Consider the following 22,470-nt stretch of genomic DNA (forward strand, 5'->3'; position numbering starts at 1 on the left):
GTTACGCTAACAACATGCCGGAACCCTCCGAGCGCCGCACGGTCGGCGCGGGCGCTGCGAGCGACCTCGACATGGCAGCGGTGAACTCACTGCGCACCGCCGTCATGCGCCTCTCGCGGCGCCTGAAGCACCAGCGGGTCGACGAGTCGCTGAGCCCGACGGAGATGTCCGTACTGGGCACGCTCGCCCGCTGCGGCTCCGCGACGCCCAGCGAACTGGCCCGCAAGGAGCACGTCCAGCCGCCGTCGATGACCCGCATCGTCGCCATGCTGGAGGCGAAGGGGCTGGTCCGGCTGGAGCCGCACCCCGACGACCGCCGCCAGAAGACGGTCACGCAGACGGAGCGGGCCGAGTCGATGCTCGCCGCCAGCCGCGAGAAGCGGAATGCCTGGCTGGCCGAACTGGCGGGTCGCCTCGACGATGACGAATGGGAGCGGCTGCGCGCCGCGGCACCGGTGCTGGAGAAGCTGGCGCACTCGTAGCCGGGGGAGCCCTGTCCGGGCCTGCGGCACACCCGTGAGGAGCAGTACGGCAAGACGGAGACGAACGGACGCGACGAACGAGGAGGCGAAGGCGATTTGAGTACGGGCCACGGAACAGATTCCGCACCCGCACCAGATGACAAGCCACGGAACGAACCACCCGGCCACCGGCCGGACGCGGCGGCGAACGGCCAGAACGGCCCGGAGGGGCAGCCGCACCGGAACACCCCGGACGCACAGAACAAGCCCGCCTCCAGGCCCTCGATGTTCTCGTCGCTGCGCATCCGCAACTACCGGCTCTTCGCCGCCGGCCAGGCCGTCTCGAACACCGGCACCTGGATGCAGCGCATCGCCCAGGACTGGCTGGTGCTCAGCCTCACCGGATCAGCCACCGCCGTGGGCATCACCACGGCCCTGCAGTTCCTGCCCATGCTGCTCTTCGGCCTCTACGGCGGGGTCATCGCCGACAGGTGCGACAAGCGCCGGCTCCTCCTGATCACGCAGTCCGTCATGGGGCTGACGGGACTGGTGCTGGCGGCCCTGACGCTCAGCGGCCAGGTGCACGTCTGGCACGTCTACGCACTCGCTTTCGTGCTCGGCCTCGCGACGGTGCTCGACAACCCGACACGGCAGACGTTCGTCTCGGAGATGGTCGGCCCCGAGCAGATAGGCAACGCGGTCTCGCTCAACTCCGCGAACTTCCAGAGCGCCCGCCTCGTCGGGCCGGCCATCGCGGGCGTGATGATCTCCGCCGTCGGCAGCGGCTGGGCGTTCCTCTTCAACGGCCTGTCCTTCATCGCGCCGCTCACCGGTCTGCTGCTGATGCGTACCAGCGAGCTGCACAGCATCGAGCGCGTGCCGCGCAGCAAGGGCCAGCTGCGGGAAGGGCTGACCTATGTCCGCAGCCATCCCGAGCTGATCTGGCCGATCGTCCTCGTCGGCTTCGTCGGCACCTTCGGCTTCAACTTCCCGATCTGGCTGACCGCGTTCACCGACCGGGTCTTCCAGGAGGGCGCCGGGACGTACGGGCTGCTCAACACCCTCATGGCCGTCGGCTCGGTGGCCGGGGCGCTGCTGTCCGCCCGGCGGCGGGCGACCCGCATGCGGCTGATGGCAGGGGCGGCGCTGGTCTTCGGTCTCCTGGAGACCGCCGCGGCGCTCTCCCCGTCCTTCTGGCTCTTCGCCGCCCTGATGGCGCCGATCGGGATCATGAGCCTGACCTTCAACGTCACCGCCAACTCCAGCGTGCAACTGGCCTCCGACCCGGCGATGAGGGGCCGTGTGATGAGCCTCTACATGATGGTCTTCATGGGAGGTACGCCCATCGGCGGGCCGCTCATGGGCTGGGTCACCGACACCTTCGGTCCCCGGATCGGCTTCCTCTCCGGCGGCGTGATCTCCGCCGTGGTCGCCGTCGGCGTGGGTCTGGCGCTGGCACGTGGCGCGGGGTTGCGGCTCCGCGTGGACCTGCGGCGCGGTCACCGGCACGTCAGGTTCGTGGAGCGGGAGGCCGCCGGCGCCGAGCGGGAGAGGGTGACCTCCGCCGCGTAGGCGACGGGCGAGCGCGGCCCTGTTGCCGTAGTGCCGTCGTAGCGCCGCCGTCGCGGGCCGGGGAGCCCGACGGTGGCGCTCCCGGCGGCGGCATGCTGGGGACATGAGACTCTTCACGGCCCTGCTGCCCCCGGACCACGTGCTCGACGCATCCGGTCAACTCGCCGACAAGGTCGCGGAGTTGCGTGCCATGGACCGCGCCGGGCAACTGCGCTGGACCCACCGCGCCAACTGGCACATCACGCTCGCCTTCTACGGCGAGGTCGGCGAAGGGCAGCTGGACGGGCTGCGCGAACGGCTCTCGCGGGCGGCCCGTCGCGGCCGGCCGCTGCGGCTGCGGATCGCGGGCGGCGGGCACTTCGGCCACCGTTCGCTGTGGGCCGCGGTCACCGGCGCCCCCTCCGACGCCGACGGCGCGCACCCCGGGGCGGCCGAGAACGCGGGCCACCGCCCCGACGGCGAGGGCGTACGGCGGCTCGCCGCGACCACCGCCGCCGCCGGACGCCGCATCGGCCTGGGCACGGACGAGCCCCACAGGTTCCGCGCACATCTGACGCTGGCCCGCTCCAGGTCGCAGCCGTTCGATCTGCGTCCGTACACCGCGGCGCTCGACGAGTTCGCGGGTGAGCCCTGGACAGCGGGTGAACTGGCGCTCGTGCGCAGCAATCTGCCGGACAGCGGTGAGCCGGGGGACCAGCCCCGTTACGAGCAGATCGCGGCCTGGCCGCTGGGCGGGTGACGGCCTTGGTTACCGTTGGGGGCGTGAATACCAAGACGAGGACGCGCATCGTGAGCGGTGTGCTCGTGCTGATGCTCATCGTGGTGGCCGTCGCAGCAGCGGTCGGCGCCTAGCGTCTGCCGAGAGGCCGTGGAGCCCGGACGCCCGGGATCAGCCCCGTGCCCGCGCTCGGCGGGCACGGGACGACTGCTGTCGTGCCGCCTACCAGGCGAACGCCTCCGGTGACGGGCCCGGGCCGGGGAAGATCTCGTCGAGCGAGGCGAGCAGCCCGTCGTCGAGCTGCAACTCCACCGCGCGCAGCGCCGAGTCCAGCTGCTCCGGTGTGCGCGGGCCGACGATCGGTCCGGTCACGCCCGGCCGTGTCAGCAGCCAGGCCAGTGCGGTCTCGCCCGGGTCGAGGCCGTGCTCGGAGAGCAGGTCCTCGTACCGCTGGATCTGTTCGCGGACCTCGGGCCTCCCCAGCGCGTCCGCCGAGCGCCCCTTCCCGGTGCGTCCCGTGCCGCCGGACCCGTCCGCCGCCTTGCGGATCGCGCCGCCGAGCAGGCCGCCGTGCAGCGGCGACCACGGGATCACGCCCAGGCCGTAGCTCTGCGCCGCCGGGATCACCTCCATCTCGGCGCGGCGTTCGGCGAGGTTGTACAGGCACTGCTCGCTGACGAGCCCGTACGTGCCGCGCCGTGCCGCCGTCTCGTTGGCCTGCGCGATGTGCCAGCCCGCGTGGTTGGAGGAGCCCGCGTAGATGATCTTGCCCTGCTGGATCAGGACGTCGACGGCCTGCCAGATCTCCTCCCAGGGCGTCCTGCGGTCCACGTGGTGGAACTGGTAGAGGTCGATGTGGTCGGTCTGCAGCCGCTTGAGGCTCGCGTCGACGGCCCGCCGGATGTTGAGCGCGGAGAGCCGGTCCTGGTTGGGCGTGCTGTCGCCCTCCGCGGCCATGCTCCCGAACACCTTGGTGGCCAGTACGGTCCGCTCGCGGCGGCCCCCGCCCTTGGCGAAATAGGTGCCGATGATCTCCTCGGTGCGGCCCTTGTCGGGGCCCCAGCCGTACACGTTGGCGGTGTCGAAGAAGTTGACGCCCGCGCTCTGCGCCGCGTCCATGATGGCGTGACTGCCGGCCTCGTCCGTCTGCGGTCCGAAGTTCATCGTCCCCAGGACGATCCGGCTGACCCTGAGGCCGGTGCGGCCAAGCTGCGTGTACTCCATGGCTGTAGAGCCAAGCCGTTGGAGCGGGCTCGAAGCAAGGGCCTCCGCCGGAGCCGGCGGCCTGGGAGTACCCCCAGCGGTACGGGAGACTGTGACCATGTCTGTGCTTTGGCGCCGCGCCGTAGCGGCAGTGGGGGTCGGGGGAGCGGCGGGGCTGCTCGCATTGGCGTCGGCGACGGGGGCCGCAGCGGCGGCGGCCGGTCCGCCCGGAGCGAGGGCGGGGGGCGAGGAGGGCCAGGGATCCTTCCGCATCAAGGATCCCCGCATCACCGAGTCGAGCGGGCTGGCGGCCAGCCGTACGCACAAGGGCGTCTACTGGACGCACAACGACTCCGACGACGGCCCGTACATCTACGCCGTCGACTCCTCCACCGGCAGGACCGTCGCCACCGTCACCCTCAAGGGCATCGACCCGCGTGATCTGGAGGCGATCTCCACGGGCCCCGGTGGCGACGTGTATGTCGGCGACATCGGCGACAACCTGAACGGCGGCTGGAGCGAGGTGTGGATCTACCGCTTCCACGAGCCGGAGAAACTCGGCGACGTGACGGTGACCCCCACCCGCTACACGGTGCGCTACGCCGACGGGCCCCGCGACGCCGAGTCGCTGATGGTCCATCCGAAGACGGGCCGCGTCTACATCGCCAGCAAGAGCCAGAACAAGAAGGGCGCGATCTACGCCGGGCCCGAACAGCTGTCACCGTCCGGCGTGAACACCTTCAGCCGCGTCGCCCGTACGGAGGTCTGGGCGACGGACGGCGCCTTCTCGCCGGACGGGACGCGGCTGGTGCTGCGCGGCTACTTCGGCGGCGAGATGTTCCGCTGGCGCAACGGGAAGCCGGAGGCGCTCGACACCCCCGTCAGCGTGCCCGTGGCCGGGCAGGGCGAGTCGGTCACCTTCACCGGCGACGGGCGCACGCTGATGTGCGGTTCGGAGGGCAAGGGCAGCACCGTCGACCCGCTGGAACTGGACGGGGAGTTGCTGCCCGACAGCGTCCCGGCCGGTGAGCGCGAGGCGGACGGCGGAGCGAAGGGCGGCGGCGCCGCGAGCGGCGGTGACGAGGGCGAGCTCAGCGAGAAGAAGGTCGTCATCGGCGGGACGGCGGTGGCGGTGGTCGTCGTGCTGTGGACGATGCTGCGGCGGCTGTTCCGGCGGCGCGGCTGAGACCGCACCGCGCTGAGGCAGACCGCATGCGCGCATGAGGCGGGCCCGGACGCCGTTCGTACGGCATCCGGGCCCGTCCCGCGTCAGAGCCAGCCAGCGGCCTGCCCGCTAGAGGTTCTCGATCACGTAGTCCACGCAGCGCGTGAGCGCCTCGACGTCCGAGGGCTCGACCGCGGGGAACATCGCGACGCGCAGCTGGTTGCGCCCCAGCTTCCGGTAGGGCTCGGTGTCGACCACACCGTTGGCGCGCAGCACCTTCGCCACCGCGGCGGCATCGACGTCCTCGTTGAAGTCGATCGTGCCGACGACCTGCGAACGCTGCGCCGGGTCCGAGACGAAGGGCGAGGCGAACTTGGCGTCCTCGGCCCACCCGTAGAGCGTCCGCGAGGACGTGGCCGTGCGGCGCACCGCCCAGTCCAGACCGCCCTGGCCGTTGATCCACTCCAGCTGGTCGTTCAGCAGGAAGAGCGTGGTGACGCCGGGGGTGTTGTACGTCTGGTTCTTGCGCGAGTTGTCGATCGCGGTCTTCAGGTCGAGGAACGCGGGGATGTGCCGGTCGGACGCGGCGATGCGCTCGGCGCGCTCGATGGCCGCCGGCGAGAAGACACCGATCCACAGGCCGCCGTCGGAGGCGAAGGACTTCTGCGGGGCGAAGTAGTAGACGTCGCTCTCGCGCACGTCGACCGGGAGCCCGCCCGCGCCGGAGGTCGCGTCGACGAGCACCAGCGAGCCCTCGTCGGCACCGGCCACGCGGGCGATCGGCATCGCCACGCCCGTCGAGGTCTCGTTGTGGGTGAAGGCGTAGACGTCGGTGCCGGCCTCGGCCCGGGCGGCGGGGTGGGTGCCGGGCTCCGACTCGATCACCGTGGGCTCACCCAGCCACGGCGCCTGCTTGGAGGCCTTGGCGAACTTGCTGGAGAACTCACCGAAGGAGAGGTGCTGCGACCTGGAGTCGATCAGGCCGTGCGTCGCGATGTCCCAGAAGGCGGTCGTACCGCCGTTGCCGAGGACCACCTCGTAGTCCTCCGGCAGCTGGAACAGCTCCTTGACGCCCTCACGCACCCTGCCGACCAGGTTCTTGACCGGCGCCTGGCGGTGTGAGGTTCCGAGAAGCGACGTGCCGGTGGCAGCGAGCGCGCTCAGCGCCTCCGTACGCACCTTGGACGGGCCCGAGCCGAATCGACCGTCGGCGGGCTTGATGTCTGCGGGAATCTGGAGATCAGCCACACGTGAAGGGTAGTGCGTCCCTCCACACGGAACGGCAGGAGGTCCACCGGGTGAGACGCACGGGGCCGGGAATTGTGCGGAAGCCCCCTCCACGGAGGGCATGTACCCCCGTGGAGGGGGCCGGTGACGGAGCTGTGGGTCTCAACCGTCGCCACCTTCATCACGCAGCGCTGCGGGATGTGCGGTACGAGTCTCCGTTCACGCCGCGTTCAATCGTGGTACAGGGCAACGTCTGCGCGAGATGTTGCGCACCGTTCGGCCGCGCGGCCCGCGCCTCGCTCACGGCGGGCCGGGAGCGATCACGACGCGGTCGTCGGAGGGGTGGTGCTCGACGGCCGGGGAGGGGGCGCCGCTCAGCTCCTCCCGGACCAGCCGGTGCAGCCGTCCCGCGCTCAGGCGGTAGAAGCGGCGCTGGGTGCGGCGGCCGAACAGGGCGAAGCCGAGACGGACGACCGGATTGCGGATGGGTGCCCGCCGCGAGTATCCGGCGATGACGAAGGAAACCTCGCCCGTGTGCAGGTACTTGACGACCTCGTAGCGCAGCTCGCCCTGTTCGAGGTGTCCCTGGAGCGTCTGGTAGCCCCACCCCCACACCCGGCGGGCCGTCCTGCCCGCGCCCAGCGTCTCGTCGGTGACGGAGGTGACGCGCACGCCCATGTCGAAGCGCAGCCCGCAGAAGCGTCCCTCCAGCAGCATGTCGCGGCCCGGCAGCGGGTCGTCGGCGCGGAAGAGGGCACGCAGGATGCGGGGCTCGGCGAAGCGGTAGTCACGCACCAGGCGGCACGCGGTCTCCCACGTACCGCCGGGGGCCGGAGCGCCGGGGGCCTCGGCGGGGAGCGAGCGCACGAGCGAGTCGACGAACCAGCCCGTGCCCGGAGCGGGACCCGGGCCGACGGTTCGCGGGCGGCGATAGTTGACGTCCAGTCCGCCGAGGGCCCGGAGTGCTGCGAGGGCACGGTCGCCGCGAAGGCGTCGCTCACGGATCATTCGGGACCGGCCTTCGAGGTCAGTCGAACTCCCTCAGGGACTGACTCATCAGCCACAGCGTCGGAGCCCACATGGAAACGAACAGCGCTCGGCGCTCCGCGTTCCCCCGCTCGTCCTGATCGACACTCGCGGCGCGCGACCACAGTGCGACGCAGAGGCCGATCGAGCCCCAGGCCGCTGCTTCCAGGTGCCAGCTGCGCAGACCGACCTTCCGCAGCAACCGTCCGGTCTCCATCACGACCTCCCGTCCTGCCTGCCGGCAGACGAACCTCGGATGTGGGCGAACCACTCATATGCTGTCATGAAGGACATGACCGCACCGGATCGGGCCTCTCCGCGACGCGTGACTCCCGGGCGCCGGGCGGGAGTCCTGCTGCGGCTCCCCGTCGGGATCCTGCTCGTCTCCTGGCAGTACTTCTGGCGCATCACCGCGCTTCACCGCACCGAGACCAGGGGCGACGCCGGTGATCTGCCGCCGCCGCTGCCGCAGGAGGCCGTGGACGAGCAGACCAAGCCGCTGTCCGACGGTGTCGGCCCGATGTTCCACCGCCGCTTCCGGGTGCGCATCGTGGACGCGCGCACCAGTGCGAGCGAGCTGGCCGCCACCGTTGCCGCGAACCTGAACAGGGCCGCCCCGTGGACGGTCGCGGTCTTCGTCAAGACCCGCGGCCGGGAAGGGGAGCTGCGCGTCGGCGACGAGTACCGCGTTCAGATGCCCGGCCCCTGGGACGGACCGGTACGCGTGATCGGCCGGGACGCGACCTCCTTCACGCTGGGCACGCTCCAGGGCCATCTGGAGGCGGGTCAGATCCGGTTCGGCGTCCGGGCCGTCGACGGCGCGCTCGAATTCGAGACCGAGGCGTGGTCGCGTGCGGGGGACCGGCTGGCGGACCTGCTCTACAGCCGGCTGCGGGTCGCCAAGGAGATCCAGTTCAACATGTGGGTCCACTTCTGCCTCAACGCCGCGGCCTTCTCCGGCGGGCGCCCCTCGGGCGGCGTCGTCATCGAAACCCGCGGCGTCCCCGGCGAGCTGTGCCGGGACGCGGGCGGCCGCTGACTGAGCCGGACAGGGGCTGAGCGCGGGTCGCGGGCGGCGCGCTCCGGGACGGTCCGTGGGGAGGGTGCCGTTCGGGCACGATCACCGTGCACGCTTGAGCCATGGCACAGGCACAGGCACATGCACAGACGCGGGCCGCGGCAGACGGACGGGCACGGGAGGCGCAGCGGATGCGCGACGTCGAGGCGGCGCTGCGCGGAGCGGTACGGGGCGGCGAGGTCGAGTTCGACACGGGCACACGCTCGCTGTTCACCATGGACGCCTCGAACTACAGGCGCGTGCCGCTGGGCGTGGTCGCGCCCCGGGACAGCGACGACGTGGAGGCGGTGCTCGCCGTCTGCCGCGAGCGCGGCGTGCCCGTGCTGGCGCGGGGCGCCGGCACGTCCATCGCGGGGCAGGCGACCGGAACCGGAGTGGTGCTCGACTTCACGCGGCACATGGACCGCATCGAGTCCATCGACCCAGAGGCACGCACAGCGCTCGTACAGCCCGGAGTGATCCTGGACCGGCTGCGCGACGCGGCGGCACCGCACGGCCTGACCTTCGGCCCCGACCCGTCCACGCACAGCCGGTGCACCCTCGGCGGGATGATCGGCAACAACTCGTGCGGCTCGCACTCGGTCGCCTGGGGCACGACCGCCGACAACGTGCGGGAGTTGGAGGTCACCGGATACGGCGGGCAGCGGATGCGGCTCGCCCGTGGCGGCGACGGCGTCCCGGAACGGCTGCGCGAGGACGTACGGGCCCTGATCGGCGGGGAGTTGTCGCTGCTGCGCACCGGCTTCCCCGAACTGCCGCGCCGTATCTCGGGCTACGCCCTGGACGAGCTGCTGCCCGAGAAGGGCGAGGACTGGGCGCGGGTCTTCACCGGCAGCGAGGGCACGCTCGGAGTGCTGACCAGGGCGACGGTGGCCCTCGTGCCGACGCCGGGGGCGCGTGTGCTGGCCGTGCTCGGCTACGCGGACGAGAGCGCGGCGGCGGAAGCGGCCGCCGGGCTGCTCCCGCACGGCCCCCTCACCGTCGAGGGCATGGCCAACGACCTGGTCTCGGAAGCGGCAAGGGCCGGACTCCCGCGCGGCGGCGCGTGGTTGTTCGTCGAGGTCGGCGGCGACGACGAGGCGCATGCGCGGGCCAGGGCCGCTGAGCTGTGCCGCGCCGCCGCCGCGGACGGAACGACCGACCACCGGCTCGTCGTGCCCGCGGCGGAGCAGCGTGCGCTGTGGCGCATCCGCGAGGACGCCTCGGGCACCGCGACGCGCCTGCCCGGCAGTTCGTCCGGCGGATCCGGGCCCGAGGTGAGCAGGGAGGCGTGGCCCGGCTGGGAGGACTGCGCGGTACCGCCGGCCCGACTCGGCGCGTATCTGCGGGACTTCAGGGCGCTGCTGCGCCAGCACGGCCTGCACGGGCTGCCGTACGGGCACTTCGGCGACGGCTGCATCCACGTCCGCATCGACTTCGACCTGATGAGCGACGCGGGCATCCGGCGCTTCCGCGACTTCTCGGCGGACCTGGCGGACACCGTCGTCGCGCACGGAGGCTCCCTCTCCGGCGAGCACGGCGACGGGCAGGCGCGCGCCGAGCTGCTGCCGAGGATGTACGGGGAGGAGATGGTCGGCCTCTTCGGGCGCTTCAAGGACCTGTGGGACCCGGCGGGCGGGCTCAACCCGGGCATGCTGGTGCGGCCCGCGCGCATCGACGAGAACCTGCGGTTCGAGCCGCTGCCGCGCGATCCGGTGCCGGTGGAGTTCGGCTACCCGCACGACGCGGGCGACTTCTCGGCGGCCGTACGCCGGTGCGTCGGCGTCGCGAAGTGCCGCAACACGGACGCCGGTTCGGGCGTGATGTGCCCGTCGTTCCGCGCGACCGGCGAGGAGCAGCACTCCACGCGCGGACGCGCCAGGCTCCTGCACGAGATGCTGGCGGGCGAAGTCGTCACGGACGGGTGGCAGTCGGAGGAGGTGCGCGAGGCTCTCGACCTGTGCCTGTCGTGCAAGGGCTGCCGCAGCGACTGCCCCGTGGGCGTCGACATGGCCACGTACAAGGCCGAGTTCATGCACCACCACTACGAGGGCAGGCGCCGCCCGATGGCGCACTACTCGATGGGCCGGCTGCCGCAGTGGCTGCGGCTCGCCGCGGCGAGCCGAACGGTGCCGCTGCTCAACGCGGCTGCGCGCGTGAGGCCGTTGGCGGCCCTGGCGAAGCGGCTCGGCGGCATCGCACCGGAACGCGACATCCCGGCGCTGCCCCGCGAGCCCTTCACGCGGTGGTGGCGCAGGCGCGGACGCGGCGGCGCGAGCGGCGCCCCGGAGGGAGCCGGTGCGCGCGGCGGGACCGGTACGCAGACAGTGCTGTGGCCCGACACCTTCACCAACTACCTCTCCCCGGAAGCCGGTTCGGCCGCCGTGCGGGTGCTGGAGGACGCCGGGCTGCGGGTGAGCGTGCCGGACAAGCAGGTCTGCTGCGGGCTCACCTACGTCTCGACGGGCCAGCTCGGCCAGGCCCGCGCCGTCATGCGCCGCACCCTGGACCGCATCGAACCCGTCCTGGACGCCGGGATGCCGGTCACCGTCCTGGAGCCGCCGTGCGCAGCCGCGCTGCGCACCGACGTGCCCGAACTGCTGGGCGACGACCCGCGTGCGCACCGGCTGGCCCGCTCCGTACGCACCTTCGCGCAGACCCTGGAGGAGTACGCGCCGGACTGGGAGCCGCCGCGCATCGACCGCCCCGTCGCCGGCCAGACCCACTGCCACCAGCACGCCGTCATCGGCGACGCCGAGGACCGGCGGTTGCGTGAACGTGCCGGGCTGACGGGCGAGTTGAGCAAGGGCTGCTGCGGTCTCGCGGGCAACTTCGGCTTCGAGAAGGGGCACTACGAGGTGTCGGCCGCGTGCGCCGAGGACCAGCTGCTGCCCGCCGTACGCAAGGCCGGGCCCGGGGCCGAGCTGCTGGCCGACGGCTACTCGTGCCGTACGCAGCTCGAGCAGCTGGGCGGGCACAGCAGCCGGCATCTGGCCGAGGTGCTCGCCGAAGGGCTGGACGAGGCCCGGAGGCGGGAGGGCGAACCGCCCAAGAAGTAATGCAAGCATGCTTGCTTGTTTTTCGCCGCGCTGTCACGCTCAAGGGGTGCCGCACGAGGTGTGACGGCACGGCCGGCGGAAAGGGGCGGGGCGCGCGATGGACGACGCCGGGAACGTGACGGGGGCCGTCCTCGCGGACCTGCGGGACGAAGGTCAGGCGCTGGAAGGGCTGGTTGCGGGGCTCGGGGCGAAGGCGTGGGCCCTGCCGACGCCCGCGCCCCGCTGGACGGTCGCGCACCAGATCGCCCACCTTGCCTGGACCGACGAGCAGTCGCTGCTGGCCGCCACCGACGAACCGGCCTTCCGCGACGCCCAGCAGGCCGCGATCGCCTCGCCGGAAACCTTCGTCGACGAGGGCGCGGAGGCCGGCGCCGCACAGCCGCCGGAGGAGCTGCTGAAGCGATGGCGTGCCGGGCGTGACGAACTGCTGCGTGTCCTGGGCGAGATGCCCCAGGGCCGCCGCATCGCCTGGTACGGGCCGCCGATGAGCGTCGCGAGCATGGCGACCGCACGGATCATGGAGACGTGGGCTCACGGCGAGGACGTCGCCGAGGCGCTCGGGGTGCCCCGCGAACCGACCGCGCGGCTGCGTCACGTCGTCCGGATCGGCGTGCGCGCACGGGACTTCGCCCACGCGGTGCGTGGACTCGAGCCGCCGTCCGAACCCTTCCGCGTCGAACTGGAGGGTCCCGGCGGCGAGTTGTGGGCGCACGGCCCCGAGGACGCGGCGCAGCGCGTGACCGGCGACGCCGTGGACTTCTGCCGGCTGGTGACGCAGCGGATCCACCGTGACGACGCCCGCGTACGGGCCGAAGGAGCCGACGCGCAGCGGTGGCTGGAGATCGCGCAGGCCTTCGCGGGCCCGCCCGGAGAGGGCCGCGCACGGCAGGGGGAGCGGCGGTGAGCGGGGCGGCGGACGTGCTGCGCGTCGGCAACTGCTCCGGCTTCTACGGCGACCGTTTCCGCGCCATGGAGGAGATGCTCACCGGCGGCGAACTCGACGTGCTGACGGGGGACTACCTCGCCGAGCTGACGATGCTGATCCTCGGCCGCGACCGGCTGAAGGACCCCTCGCGGGGGTACGCGAAGACGTTCCTGCGGCAGCTGGAGACGGGGCTCGGGCTCGCGAAGGACCGCGGCGTGCGGATCGTCGTCAACGCCGGCGGACTCAACCCCGCCGGACTGGCCGACGCCGTACGGGAGTTGAGCGAGCGGGTCGGCGTGCCGGCAGCCGTCGCGCACGTCGAGGGCGACGACGTACTGGCACGGGGTCCTTCCGGGGGCCGGAGTCAGGGCAAGGCCGGCTGGGGCGAGGGCGTTCTGACGGCCAACGCCTATCTGGGCGGAGGCGGCATCGCCGAGTGTCTGCGCCGTGGCGCCGACGTCGTCGTGACCGGCCGGGTGACGGACGCCGCGCTCGTCAGCGGAGCGTCGGCCGCACACTTCGGCTGGGCGGCCGACGACTGGGACGCGCTCGCCGGAGCCGTGATCGCGGGCCACGTACTGGAGTGCGGCGCGCAGGCCACCGGCGGCAACTACGCGTTCTTCGCGCAGGAGAACATCGACGTGACCCGGCCCGGCTTCCCCGTCGCCGAGGTCGCGCGGGACGGAAGCGCCGTCATCACCAAGCACCCCGGCACCGGCGGCGCGGTCACACCCGGCACCGTCACGGCGCAGCTCCTGTACGAGACGGCGGGCGCACGCTACGCCGGACCGGACGTGACCGCGCGGCTGGACTCGGTGCGGCTGGCGCAGGAGGGCCCGGACCGCGTACGGATCGACGGCGTGCGTGGCGAGGCGCCCCCGCAGCAGCTCAAGGTCGGCCTGACCAGGGTCGGCGGCTGGCGCAACGAGGTGACGTTCGTACTGACCGGCCTCGACATCGAGGCCAAGGCCGCGCTGGTGCGGCGGCAGATGGAGGCGGAGCTGGACGCCGGACAGCGTCCCGCCGAGGTGACCTGGAGTCTCGCCCGAACCGACACCCCGGACGCGCCAGTGCAGGAAGAGGCCAGCGCCATGCTGCGGCTGGCCGTCCGCGACCCTTCGGAGGAGACCGTGGGCCGCGTGGTGAGCGGCGCCGCCATCGAACTGGCGCTGGCCAGCTTCCCCGGCTTCCACGTGACGGCGCCGCCCGGAAAGGCCTCCCCGTACGGCGTGTTCGAGGTCGCCTGGGAGGACGCGGGGCAGGTGCCGCACGTCGCCGTGCTGCCCGACGCGTCCCGCGTGGAGATCCCGCCCCCGCAGAAGACGCAGCAGCTCGCCCCCGTCCCGGAGCCCGCACTGCCCGAGCCGCTGCCCGCAAGCGGAAGGCCCTTGCGCAGGGCGCCGCTGGGCGTGGTCGCGGGAGCCCGCAGCGGCGACAAGGGCGGCAGCGCGAACGTGGGCGTGTGGGTGCGCGGGGACCTCGGGGAGGACGCGTGGCGGTGGCTGGCGCACGCGCTGACCGTGGACGAACTGCGCCGGCTGCTGCCCGAGGTGCGGGGTCTGCCGGTCACCCGGCACGTCCTGCCGAACCTGCGTGCCCTCAACTTCGTCGTCGAGGGGCTGCTCGGCGAGGGTGTCGCCTCGCAGGCGCGCTTCGACCCCCAGGCCAAGGCCCTTGGCGAGTGGCTGCGTTCGCGGCAGACGGACATCCCGGAAGGACTGGTCCCGTGAGTGTGCTGAACTCGGCGCTGGATGTATCGGGCGCCGAATACGCCGGACACCGGCGGCAGATGCTGGAGCGGATCGCCGAACTCGACGCGGAGCTGGCCAAGTCGGTCGCCGGAGGCGGTGAGAAGTACACCGAACGCCACCGCAAGCGCGGCAAGTTGCTCGCCCGTGAACGCATCGAGCTGCTGCTCGACCCGGACACGCCGTTCCTGGAGCTGTCGCCGCTCGCGGGCTGGGGCAGCGACTACGCGGTCGGCGCCTCGCTGGTGACGGGCATCGGCGTCGTCGAGGGCGTGGAGTGCCTGATCACGGCGAACGATCCGACCGTACGCGGCGGCGCCAGCAATCCGTGGACGCTGAAGAAGGCCCTGCGCGCGAACGAGATCGCCTACGCCAACCGGCTTCCCTGCATCAGCCTCGTCGAGTCCGGCGGTGCGGATCTGCCCAGCCAGAAGGAGATCTTCATCCCCGGCGGGGCGCTCTTCCGCGACATCACGCGGCTCTCCGAGGCCGGAATCCCCACCCTGGCCGTCGTCTTCGGCAACTCGACCGCCGGAGGCGCGTACGTCCCCGGCATGTCCGACCACGTGATCATGGTCAAGGAGCAGTCGAAGGTGTTCCTCGGCGGGCCTCCGCTGGTGAAGATGGCGACGGGCGAGGAGGCCGGCGACGAGGAGCTGGGCGGCGCGGACATGCACACCCGCGTCTCCGGCCTCGGTGACTACTTCGCGCTGGACGAGCCGGACGCACTGCGGCAGGCCCGCCGCGTCGTCGCCCGCCTCAACTGGCGCAAGGCGCACGGCACTCCGGCGTCCCTCCCGGTGCCTCCGAAGTACGACGAGGACGAACTGCTCGGCGTCGTCCCGGGCGATCTGAAGACGCCCTTCGACCCGCGCGAGGTGGTCGCGCGGATCGTGGACGGCTCGGACTTCGACGAGTTCAAGCCCCGCTACGGCACGAGCCTCGTGACAGGCTGGGCGCGGCTGCACGGCTATCCGATCGGCATCCTCGCCAACGCGCGCGGCGTGCTCTTCAGCGAGGAGTCGCAGAAGGCCACGCAGTTCATCCAGCTCGCCAACCAGCGCGACATCCCCCTGCTGTTCCTGCACAACACGACCGGCTACATGGTCGGCAAGGAGTACGAGCAGGGCGGCATCATCAAGCACGGCGCGATGATGATCAACGCCGTCTCCAACTCCAAGGTGCCGCACCTGTCGGTGCTGATGGGCGCCAGCTACGGCGCGGGCCACTACGGCATGTGCGGACGGGCCTACGACCCGCGGTTCCTGTTCGCCTGGCCGAGCGCCAAGTCCGCGGTCATGGGTCCGCAGCAGCTCGCGGGCGTGATGTCGATCGTCATGCGGGAGTCGGCCGCGGCGAAGGGCAAGCCGTTCGACGAGGAGGCCGACGCCGGGCTGCGGGCGATGGTCGAGCAGCAGATCGAGGCGGAGTCGCTGCCGATGTTCCTCTCCGGACGGCTCTACGACGACGGCGTGATCGATCCGCGCGACACCCGCACGATCCTTGGCCTGTGTCTGTCAGCCATCCACACCGCGCCCGTGGAGGGCGCGCGTGGCGGCTTCGGCGTCTTCCGGATGTGACGCTGTGACGACTGCGACGGCAAGTGCAACCGCGACTGCGACTGGTACTCCAAACGGCGAGGCTGCGATGGGCGGAGTGGAGCGGAAAATGATCACATCGGTGCTGGTCGCGAACCGCGGCGAGATCGCCAGGCGCGTCTTCCGCACATGCGCGGAGCTCGGCATCGCCACGGTCGCCGTCCACTCGGACGCCGACGCACGCGCGCCGCACGTACGGGAGGCCGACGCCGCGGTGCGGCTCCCGGGCAACGCTCCGGCGGAGACGTATCTGCGCGGTGACCTGATCGTCGAGGCTGCCCTGGCGGCCGGGGCCGACGCGGTGCACCCCGGCTACGGCTTCCTCTCCGAGAACGCCGGCTTCGCCCGAGCGGTGCTCGACGCGGGCCTGGTGTGGATCGGGCCGCCGCCGGAGGCGATCGAGGCGATGGCGTCCAAGACCCGCGCGAAGAAGCTGATGGGCGAGGCGGGTGTTCCTCTGCTGGAACCCGTGGCGCCCGGCGAGGCCACCGAACGCGACCTGCCGCTGCTGGTGAAGGCCGCGGCGGGCGGCGGCGGCCGGGGCATGCGCATCGTGCGTGAACTCGCCGCGCTGCAAGGGGAGATCGCCGCCGCCGGGGCGGAGGCCGCCGCCGCGTTCGGGGACGGCGAGGTCTTCGTCGAGCCGTACGTCGAGCGCGGACGCCACGTGGAGGTGCAGATCCTCGCCGACGGGCACGGGACGGTGTGGGTGCTGGGCACCCGGGACTGCTCGCTGCAGCGCCGGTACCAGAAGGTCATCGAGGAGGCGCCCGCCCCGGGACTGAGCGACGAACTGCGCGACGTGCTGCACGAGTCGGCCGCGGACGCGGCACGTGCGGTGGACTACCGCGGCGCCGGCACCGTGGAGTTCCTGGTCCCGGGCGACGGCGACGGGGCGGGCGCCCGCGCCTGCTTCCTGGAGATGAACACCAGGCTCCAGGTCGAGCACCCCGTCACCGAGTGCGTGCACGGTGTGGACCTCGTCGCGCTGCAGATCCGCGTTGCCGAGGGCGAGCCGCTGGACCCGCAGGGTCCGCCTGCCGCCCGCGGACATGCCGTCGAGGCCCGCCTCTACGCGGAGGACCCGGCACGCGACTGGCAGCCGCAGACGGGCACGCTGCACCGCCTGGACGTACCTGCCGCGCACGAGGGCAACGGCGTGCGTCTGGACAGCGGGATCGCGGACGGCGACGTCATCGGCGTGCACTACGACCCCATGCTGGCCAAGGTCATCGCCTGGGCACCGACGCGCCGCGAGGCCGTACGCAAGCTGGCCTCCGCGCTGGAACGCGCGCGCGTGCACGGACCGGTGACGAACCGCGACCTGCTCGTACGGTCCCTGCGCCACCCCGACTTCTCCCCCACGGACTCCGTCGTGGGAGGTACCCCCAACCGGCCACGCTTGGACACCGGCTTCTACGACCGGAACCTGGAGGGCCTCAACTCGCCCCAGGAGCCCGGCGAGACGGAGTCGCACCGCCGGCTGGCCGCTCTCGCCGCCGCGCTGGCCGACGCCGAACGCGTGAGAGCGGCCGGCGACACCGTGTCGGCGCGGCTCGGCGGCTGGCGCAACGTGCCCGCACACCCCCAGTCGAAGACGTTCCGTGCGGAGCCCTCCCAGGAGGAGACCGAGGTCCGCTACCGCATCACACGGGACGGACTGAGGCTGGAGGACGACGAGTTCCTCGGCGCGGAGGTACGCCTGCTGGAGTCGGCCCCGGACCGCGTCCGTCTCGAAGTGGACGGCGTGCGCCGGGACTTCGAGGTGGCCCGCTACGGGGACGACGGCTCGCACGTGTACGTCGACGCACCGCCGTCCTCCCCCGGGGCCGTGCGGCCCGGGTGGTACCCCCAGGGTTCCCACGCCTTCACGGCCCTGCCCCGGCTGCGCGAGCCCGGCACGGCGAACGAGCCCGGTTCGCTGCTGGCGCCCATGCCGGGCGCCGTCGCACGCGTCGTGCCCGGGCTGGCCGTCGGAGCCACCGTCAAGGCGGGTGAGCCGCTGCTGTGGCTGGAGGCGATGAAGATGGAGCACAAGGTCGTCGCCCCAGCCTCCGGAATCCTCACCGCGCTGCACGCCGAACCCGGCCGCCAGGTGGAGGTCGGCGAACTGCTCGCCGTCGTCGCCGAGGACGCGGACGGGACGCAGCCGCAGGCCGCGGAGCCCACGGGCGCCGGGTCCGCGCGGCCGTCCTCCCCGGAACGTGCACAGCCCGCACCGCCGGAGCCCGCACAGTCCGCACAGCCCGCTTCCGCATCCGTCCCGCCCGCCACGAAGGAGCCGTCATGACCAATGCGCTGCTGGAGACCGAGGAACAGCGTGACCTGCGAGCGGCCGTAGCGGCCCTCGGCAAGCGATTCGGACGCGAGTACTTCACGGGCGTCGTGGCCGACGGCAAGCACACGGACGAGCTGTGGGCCGAGGCGGCCTCGCTCGGCTACCTCGGCGTCAACCTCCCCGAGGAGTACGGCGGCGGAGGCTGCGGCATCACCGAACTGGCCATCGTCCTGGAGGAGTTGGGTGCGGCAGGCTGCCCGCTGCTGATGCTGGTGGTCTCGCCCGCGATCTGCGGCACGGTCATCGCACGCTTCGGCACCGAGGAGCAGAAGCGCGAGTGGCTGCCCGGACTGGCCGACGGCAGCCGCAAGATGGCCTTCGGCATCACCGAACCCGACGCGGGTTCCAACTCCCACCGCATCACCACGACCGCACGCCGGGACGGTGACGACTGGCTGCTCAGCGGCCGCAAGGTCTTCATCTCCGGCGTCGACATCGCCGACGCCACGCTCATCGTCGGCCGCACCGAGGACGCCCGCACCGGCAAGCTCAAGCCCTGCCTGTTCATCGTCCCGCGCGACGCGCCCGGCTTCACGCGGAGCCCCATCGAGATGGAACTGGCCGCGCCGGAGAAGCAGTTCGAGCTCGTGCTGGACGACGTGCGCCTGCCTGCGGACGCGCTGGTCGGAGACGAGGACGCCGGACTCCTCCAGCTCTTCGCCGGTCTCAACCCCGAGCGCATCATGACCGCCGCCTTCGGCATCGGCATGGGCCGCCACGCCATCGACCGCGCGCTGGACTACGCCCGTACGCGTCAGGTGTGGAAGGAGCCCATCGGCAGCCACCAGGCCATCGCCCACCCGCTCGCACAGGCCCACATCGAGCTGGAACTCGCCCGGCTGATGATGACCAAGGCGGCCGCGCTCTACGACGCCGGTGACGACATGGGCGCGGGCGAAGCGGCCAACATGGCCAAGTACGCGGCCGGTGAGGCGTGCGTGAAGGCCGTCGACCAGGCCGTGCACACCCTGGGCGGCAACGGGCTCACCCGCGAGTACGGCATCGCCTCCTTGATCACGGCGGCGCGGGTCGGACGTATCGCGCCGGTCAGCCGGGAGATGGTGCTCAACTTCGTCTCCCACCAGACGCTCGGCCTGCCCAAGTCGTACTGAGCGGGCGCGGGGGAGTGTCCCGGGGTCTTCTGAGGAGGGACGGAAGGCAGGAGACTGTGGGGCACTCCGGTCATTTCGCGGGCGCCGCACCGTACGGCACGGACCGCGCCGCACCGCTCGAGACCACGCCGCCCGGGAGGACCGCATGATTTTCCGCAGCGAGTACGCCGACATCCCCGTCGCCGACGAGCCCATCCACGACGCCGTGCTGGGCCGCTCCGCCGGCGAACACGCCGGCCATGTCGCGCTGATCGACGGCGTCGACGGCTCCACGCTGACCTACGCGCAGCTCGACACCTTCACCCGCCGCATCGCCGCGGCGCTGGCCGAGGCCGGGCTGCGCAAGGGAGATGTGCTCGCCCTGCACTCTCCCAACACGCTCGCCTTCCCCGCCGTCTTCTACGGCGCGACCCGTGCGGGCGCCGCGGTGAGCACCGTCCATCCGCTGGCGACCGCGAAGGAGCTGGCCCGGCAGTTGCGGGACTCGGTCGCGCGCTGGATCGTGACCGTCTCGCCGCTGCTGGAGACGGCACGGCAGGCCGCGGAGTGGGCCGGCGGCGTGGAGGAGATCTTCGTCTGCGACCGCGCGGAGGGGCACCGCAGCGTGCTCGACATGCTCGAGTGCACCGCGCCGGAGCCGCAGCCGGCCATCGACCCGGGGCAGGACCTGGCCGCGCTGCCGTACTCCTCGGGCACCACGTCCATGCCGAAGGGCGTGATGCTCACCCATCGCAACATCGCCACCAACCTGGCCCAGCTCAATCCGCTGATGCCGGCGGGTCCCGAGGACAGGCTGCTGGCGGTGCTGCCCTTCTTCCACATCTACGGACTCACCGCGCTGCTCAACGCACCGTTGCGGCAGGGCGCAACCGTCGTCGTGCTGCCGCGCTTCGAGCTCGGCCAGTTCCTCGCGGCGATCGAGACGCACCGGGTGAACGTCCTCTACGTCGCCCCGCCGATAGTGCTCGCCCTTGCCAAGCATCCCGACGTGGACAAGTACGACCTGTCCTCGCTGGAGTTCGTCCTCAGCGCGGCCGCACCGCTGGACGCCGGGCTCGCCGGCGCCTGCGGGAAGCGCCTGAACGTCCCCGCGGTCAAGCAGGCGTACGGGATGACCGAGCTGTCGCCGGGGACGCACGTCGTGCCGCGGAACGTCTCCGCGCCGCCCGGAGCGGTCGGCAAGCTGCTGCCGTCCACCGAGATGCGCGTGGTCTCCCTGGACGACCCCGACCGGGACGCCGGCCCCGGCGAGGAGGGCGAACTCCTCTTCCGGGGGCCGCAGGTGATGAAGGGCTACCTGGGCCGGACGGGCGAGACCGACGCGATGATCGACGCGGACGGTTGGCTGCGCACCGGGGACATCGGACGCGTCGACGACGACGGCTGGCTGTACATCGTCGACCGCGTCAAGGAGCTCATCAAGTACAAGGGCTACCAGGTGGCCCCGGCCGAGCTGGAGGCCGTGCTCCTCACCCATCCCGCGATCGCGGACGCCGCGGTCATCGGCGTGAACGACGAGGACGGCAACGAGGTGCCGAAGGCCTACGTCGTCCGGCAGCCGGACGAGTCGGGTGCGCGGCTGACCGAGGAGGACGTGCTGGCGTACGTGGCCGAGCGCGTCTCCCCGTACAAGAAGGTGCGGCGGCTGGAGTTCACACCGGGCGTGCCGCGCGCGGTCAGCGGCAAGATCCTCCGGCGCGAACTGCGCGCGGCGGAGGCCGGGAAGGCGTAGGCAGGACACCCCGCCGGAACCACCGGCGGCGAGGAACGAGCGGACGAGAGCGGAAGGACGAGCCAGAAGTGACCGGAAGCGCCGAAGAGGCAAAGCCCGAAGGGCAGTTGGTGCGCAGCGCACACGAGCGCGGCATCACGACCCTCACTCTCGACTCGCCGCACAACCGCAACGCTCTCTCCAAGGGCCTCGTCTCCGAGCTCTACGGGGGTCTGGAGCGGGCCGCGGACGATCCGCGGGTGCGCGCGGTGCTGCTGACCCACACAGGCGGCACCTTCTGTGCGGGTGCCGACCTGCGGGAGGGCAGCGGCAGTCCGGGTGATCTCGCGGCGCTGCTGCGCACGATCGTGGAGCTGCCCAAGCCCGTCGTCGCCCGTGTCGACGGGCATGTGCGGGCCGGCGGTACGGGGCTGCTGGGCGCGTGCGACATCTCGGTGGCCGGGCCCGCTTCGACCTTCGCCTTCACGGAGGCGCGCATCGGGGTGGCCCCGGCGGTGATCTCGATGCCGCTGCTGCCGCGCCTCGACGCCCGTGCCGCCGCCCGCTACTACCTGACCGGCGAGCGTTTCGGCGCTGCGGAGGCGGCCCGCATCGGGCTGGTGACGCTGGCGGCTGCCGAAGGGAGTGCCGAGGCCGGGGACGACGGCGAGGGCGGCGCGGACGGCGCCGGCGGCGTGGATGCCGCGCTGGAACCACTGCTCGACGGCCTGCGGAAGGGCTCGCCGCAGGGCCTCGCGGAGTCGAAGCGGCTGGTCACGGCGGAGGTGCTGCGCGCCTTCGACCGGGACACCGATAGCCTCGCGGAGCTGTCCGCGCGGCTGTTCGCCTCCGACGAGGCCCGCGAGGGCATGACCGCCTTCCTCGAACGACGGGAGCCCGCATGGGTGGATTGAACACCCGCGGTGCCGCACCGAAGCAGGACCGCAGCCGCGCGACGCGGCAGCGGCTGCTGGAGTCGGCCGTCACCTGCCTCGCGGAGCACGGCTGGACGGGCAGCACCGTCACGGTCGTCGCCGAGCACGCCGGCGTATCGAGGGGAGCGGCCCAGCACCACTTCCCCACCCGCGAGGACCTGTTCACCGCGGCCGTCGAGTATGTCGCCGAGGAGCGTTCCAAGGCGCTGCGGTCGCCGGTGGGCGGTGACGGTGAGCCCGCCGGTACGCGGTCGGCCGTGGAGATGCTCGTCGCCCTCTACACCGGCCCGCTCTTCCGGGCCGCGCTGCAGCTGTGGGTGGCGGCGTCGAACGAACCCCAACTCGAGCCCCGCGTCACCGCGTTGGAAGCGCGGATCGGCCGGGAGACGCACCGCATGGCGGTCGAGGTACTCGGTGCCGACGAGTCCGTGCCCGGCGTGCGCGAGACCGTGCAGGGCCTGCTCGACATGGCGCGTGGCCTGGGGCTCGCCAATCTGCTGACGGACGACAGCGCGCGCCGTGAACGAGTCGTCGCGCAGTGGGAGTTGATCGTCAGGGACGCGCTGGCGCGGTAGCGCCCGCAGGGGCCCCGCGGCCCACCGGCCCTCCTTCGCG

Annotated in this window: 18 protein-coding genes; 14 read left to right on the plus strand and 4 right to left on the minus strand. The window is 72.3% G+C overall.

The window, feature by feature from the left end; all coding sequences use genetic code 11:
* Positions 1-14: 14 nt before the first annotated feature.
* The 3 genes from G4Z16_RS19485 (at position 15) to G4Z16_RS19495 (ending at position 2,772) form a co-directional block, all read left to right on the plus strand.
* Positions 15-482, plus strand: coding sequence for a MarR family winged helix-turn-helix transcriptional regulator (locus G4Z16_RS19485; protein WP_197352010.1), 468 nt, complete (start codon positions 15-17; stop codon positions 480-482).
* 96 nt (positions 483-578) lie between these two features.
* Positions 579-2,033, plus strand: coding sequence for an MFS transporter (locus G4Z16_RS19490; protein WP_197352011.1), 1,455 nt, complete (start codon positions 579-581; stop codon positions 2,031-2,033).
* A 103-nt stretch (positions 2,034-2,136) separates the two neighbouring features.
* Positions 2,137-2,772 (plus strand): 2'-5' RNA ligase family protein, encoded by a 636-nt coding sequence (locus tag G4Z16_RS19495; protein WP_197352012.1) that lies wholly within the window; start codon positions 2,137-2,139, stop codon positions 2,770-2,772.
* Positions 2,773-2,973: 201 nt separating this feature from the next.
* On the opposite strand, the gene G4Z16_RS19500 is transcribed toward G4Z16_RS19495, so the two are convergent.
* Positions 2,974-3,975 (minus strand): aldo/keto reductase, encoded by a 1,002-nt coding sequence (locus G4Z16_RS19500; RefSeq protein ID WP_197352013.1) that lies wholly within the window; start codon positions 3,973-3,975, stop codon positions 2,974-2,976.
* Between the two features lie 97 nt (positions 3,976-4,072).
* Here G4Z16_RS19500 and G4Z16_RS19505 point away from each other — a divergent pair, with 97 nt between their 5' ends.
* A complete protein-coding gene (locus G4Z16_RS19505; protein WP_197352014.1) occupies positions 4,073-5,140 on the plus strand; it encodes a hypothetical protein in 1,068 nt (355 codons plus the stop codon).
* A 108-nt stretch (positions 5,141-5,248) separates the two neighbouring features.
* Here the strand turns inward: G4Z16_RS19505 and serC are convergent, their stop codons facing one another.
* The 3 genes from serC to G4Z16_RS19520 all read right to left on the minus strand — a co-directional run bounded on the left by serC (position 5,249) and on the right by G4Z16_RS19520 (position 7,589).
* Entirely contained in the window at positions 5,249-6,367 is a 1,119-nt protein-coding gene (gene serC, locus G4Z16_RS19510) for a phosphoserine transaminase (RefSeq protein ID WP_197352015.1), read from the minus strand.
* 279 nt (positions 6,368-6,646) lie between these two features.
* On the minus strand, positions 6,647-7,354 hold the full coding sequence (locus G4Z16_RS19515; RefSeq protein WP_246530950.1) for a DUF1990 family protein: 708 nt from the start codon (positions 7,352-7,354) through the stop codon (positions 6,647-6,649).
* A gap of 19 nt (positions 7,355-7,373) precedes the next feature.
* A complete protein-coding gene (locus G4Z16_RS19520; protein ID WP_197352016.1) occupies positions 7,374-7,589 on the minus strand; it encodes a hypothetical protein in 216 nt (71 codons plus the stop codon).
* 75 nt (positions 7,590-7,664) lie between these two features.
* Between G4Z16_RS19520 and G4Z16_RS19525 the strand changes: the two genes are divergently transcribed.
* The 10 genes from G4Z16_RS19525 to G4Z16_RS19570 all read left to right on the plus strand — a co-directional run bounded on the left by G4Z16_RS19525 (position 7,665) and on the right by G4Z16_RS19570 (position 22,430).
* Entirely contained in the window at positions 7,665-8,411 is a 747-nt protein-coding gene (locus G4Z16_RS19525; protein WP_246530951.1) for a DUF1990 family protein, read from the plus strand.
* 170 nt (positions 8,412-8,581) lie between these two features.
* Entirely contained in the window at positions 8,582-11,488 is a 2,907-nt protein-coding gene (locus tag G4Z16_RS19530) for an FAD-binding and (Fe-S)-binding domain-containing protein (protein ID WP_246531326.1), read from the plus strand.
* 97 nt (positions 11,489-11,585) lie between these two features.
* On the plus strand, positions 11,586-12,392 hold the full coding sequence (locus tag G4Z16_RS19535; protein ID WP_197352019.1) for a TIGR03084 family metal-binding protein: 807 nt from the start codon (positions 11,586-11,588) through the stop codon (positions 12,390-12,392).
* Between the two features lie 65 nt (positions 12,393-12,457).
* Positions 12,458-14,143, plus strand: a complete 1,686-nt coding sequence (locus G4Z16_RS19540) for an acyclic terpene utilization AtuA family protein (protein WP_197354762.1) — start codon at positions 12,458-12,460, stop codon at positions 14,141-14,143.
* Positions 14,140-15,741, plus strand: coding sequence for an acyl-CoA carboxylase subunit beta (locus G4Z16_RS19545; protein ID WP_197352020.1), 1,602 nt, complete (start codon positions 14,140-14,142; stop codon positions 15,739-15,741). The genes G4Z16_RS19540 and G4Z16_RS19545 overlap by 4 nt, the downstream gene beginning before the upstream one ends.
* Positions 15,742-15,829: 88 nt before the next feature.
* The gene (locus G4Z16_RS19550) at positions 15,830-18,049 is read left to right on the plus strand and encodes an ATP-binding protein (RefSeq protein ID WP_197352021.1); all 2,220 of its coding nucleotides are present in this window, start codon (positions 15,830-15,832) and stop codon (positions 18,047-18,049) included.
* Positions 18,046-19,209: an acyl-CoA dehydrogenase family protein gene (locus G4Z16_RS19555; protein WP_197352022.1), complete on the plus strand. Its 1,164-nt coding sequence runs from the start codon at positions 18,046-18,048 to the stop codon at positions 19,207-19,209. The genes G4Z16_RS19550 and G4Z16_RS19555 overlap by 4 nt, the downstream gene beginning before the upstream one ends.
* A 145-nt stretch (positions 19,210-19,354) precedes the next feature.
* Positions 19,355-20,941, plus strand: coding sequence for a 4-coumarate--CoA ligase family protein (locus tag G4Z16_RS19560; RefSeq protein ID WP_197352023.1), 1,587 nt, complete (start codon positions 19,355-19,357; stop codon positions 20,939-20,941).
* Between the two features lie 68 nt (positions 20,942-21,009).
* Complete coding sequence (locus tag G4Z16_RS19565; RefSeq protein ID WP_197352024.1) at positions 21,010-21,834, plus strand: enoyl-CoA hydratase family protein; 825 nt, start codon at positions 21,010-21,012, stop codon at positions 21,832-21,834.
* Positions 21,822-22,430, plus strand: a complete 609-nt coding sequence (locus G4Z16_RS19570) for a TetR/AcrR family transcriptional regulator (protein WP_197352025.1) — start codon at positions 21,822-21,824, stop codon at positions 22,428-22,430. Before G4Z16_RS19565 ends, G4Z16_RS19570 begins: the two co-directional genes overlap by 13 nt.
* Positions 22,431-22,470: the final 40 nt, after the last annotated feature.

Source organism: Streptomyces bathyalis, assembly GCF_015910445.1.
Taxonomy (GTDB): domain Bacteria; phylum Actinomycetota; class Actinomycetes; order Streptomycetales; family Streptomycetaceae; genus Streptomyces; species Streptomyces bathyalis.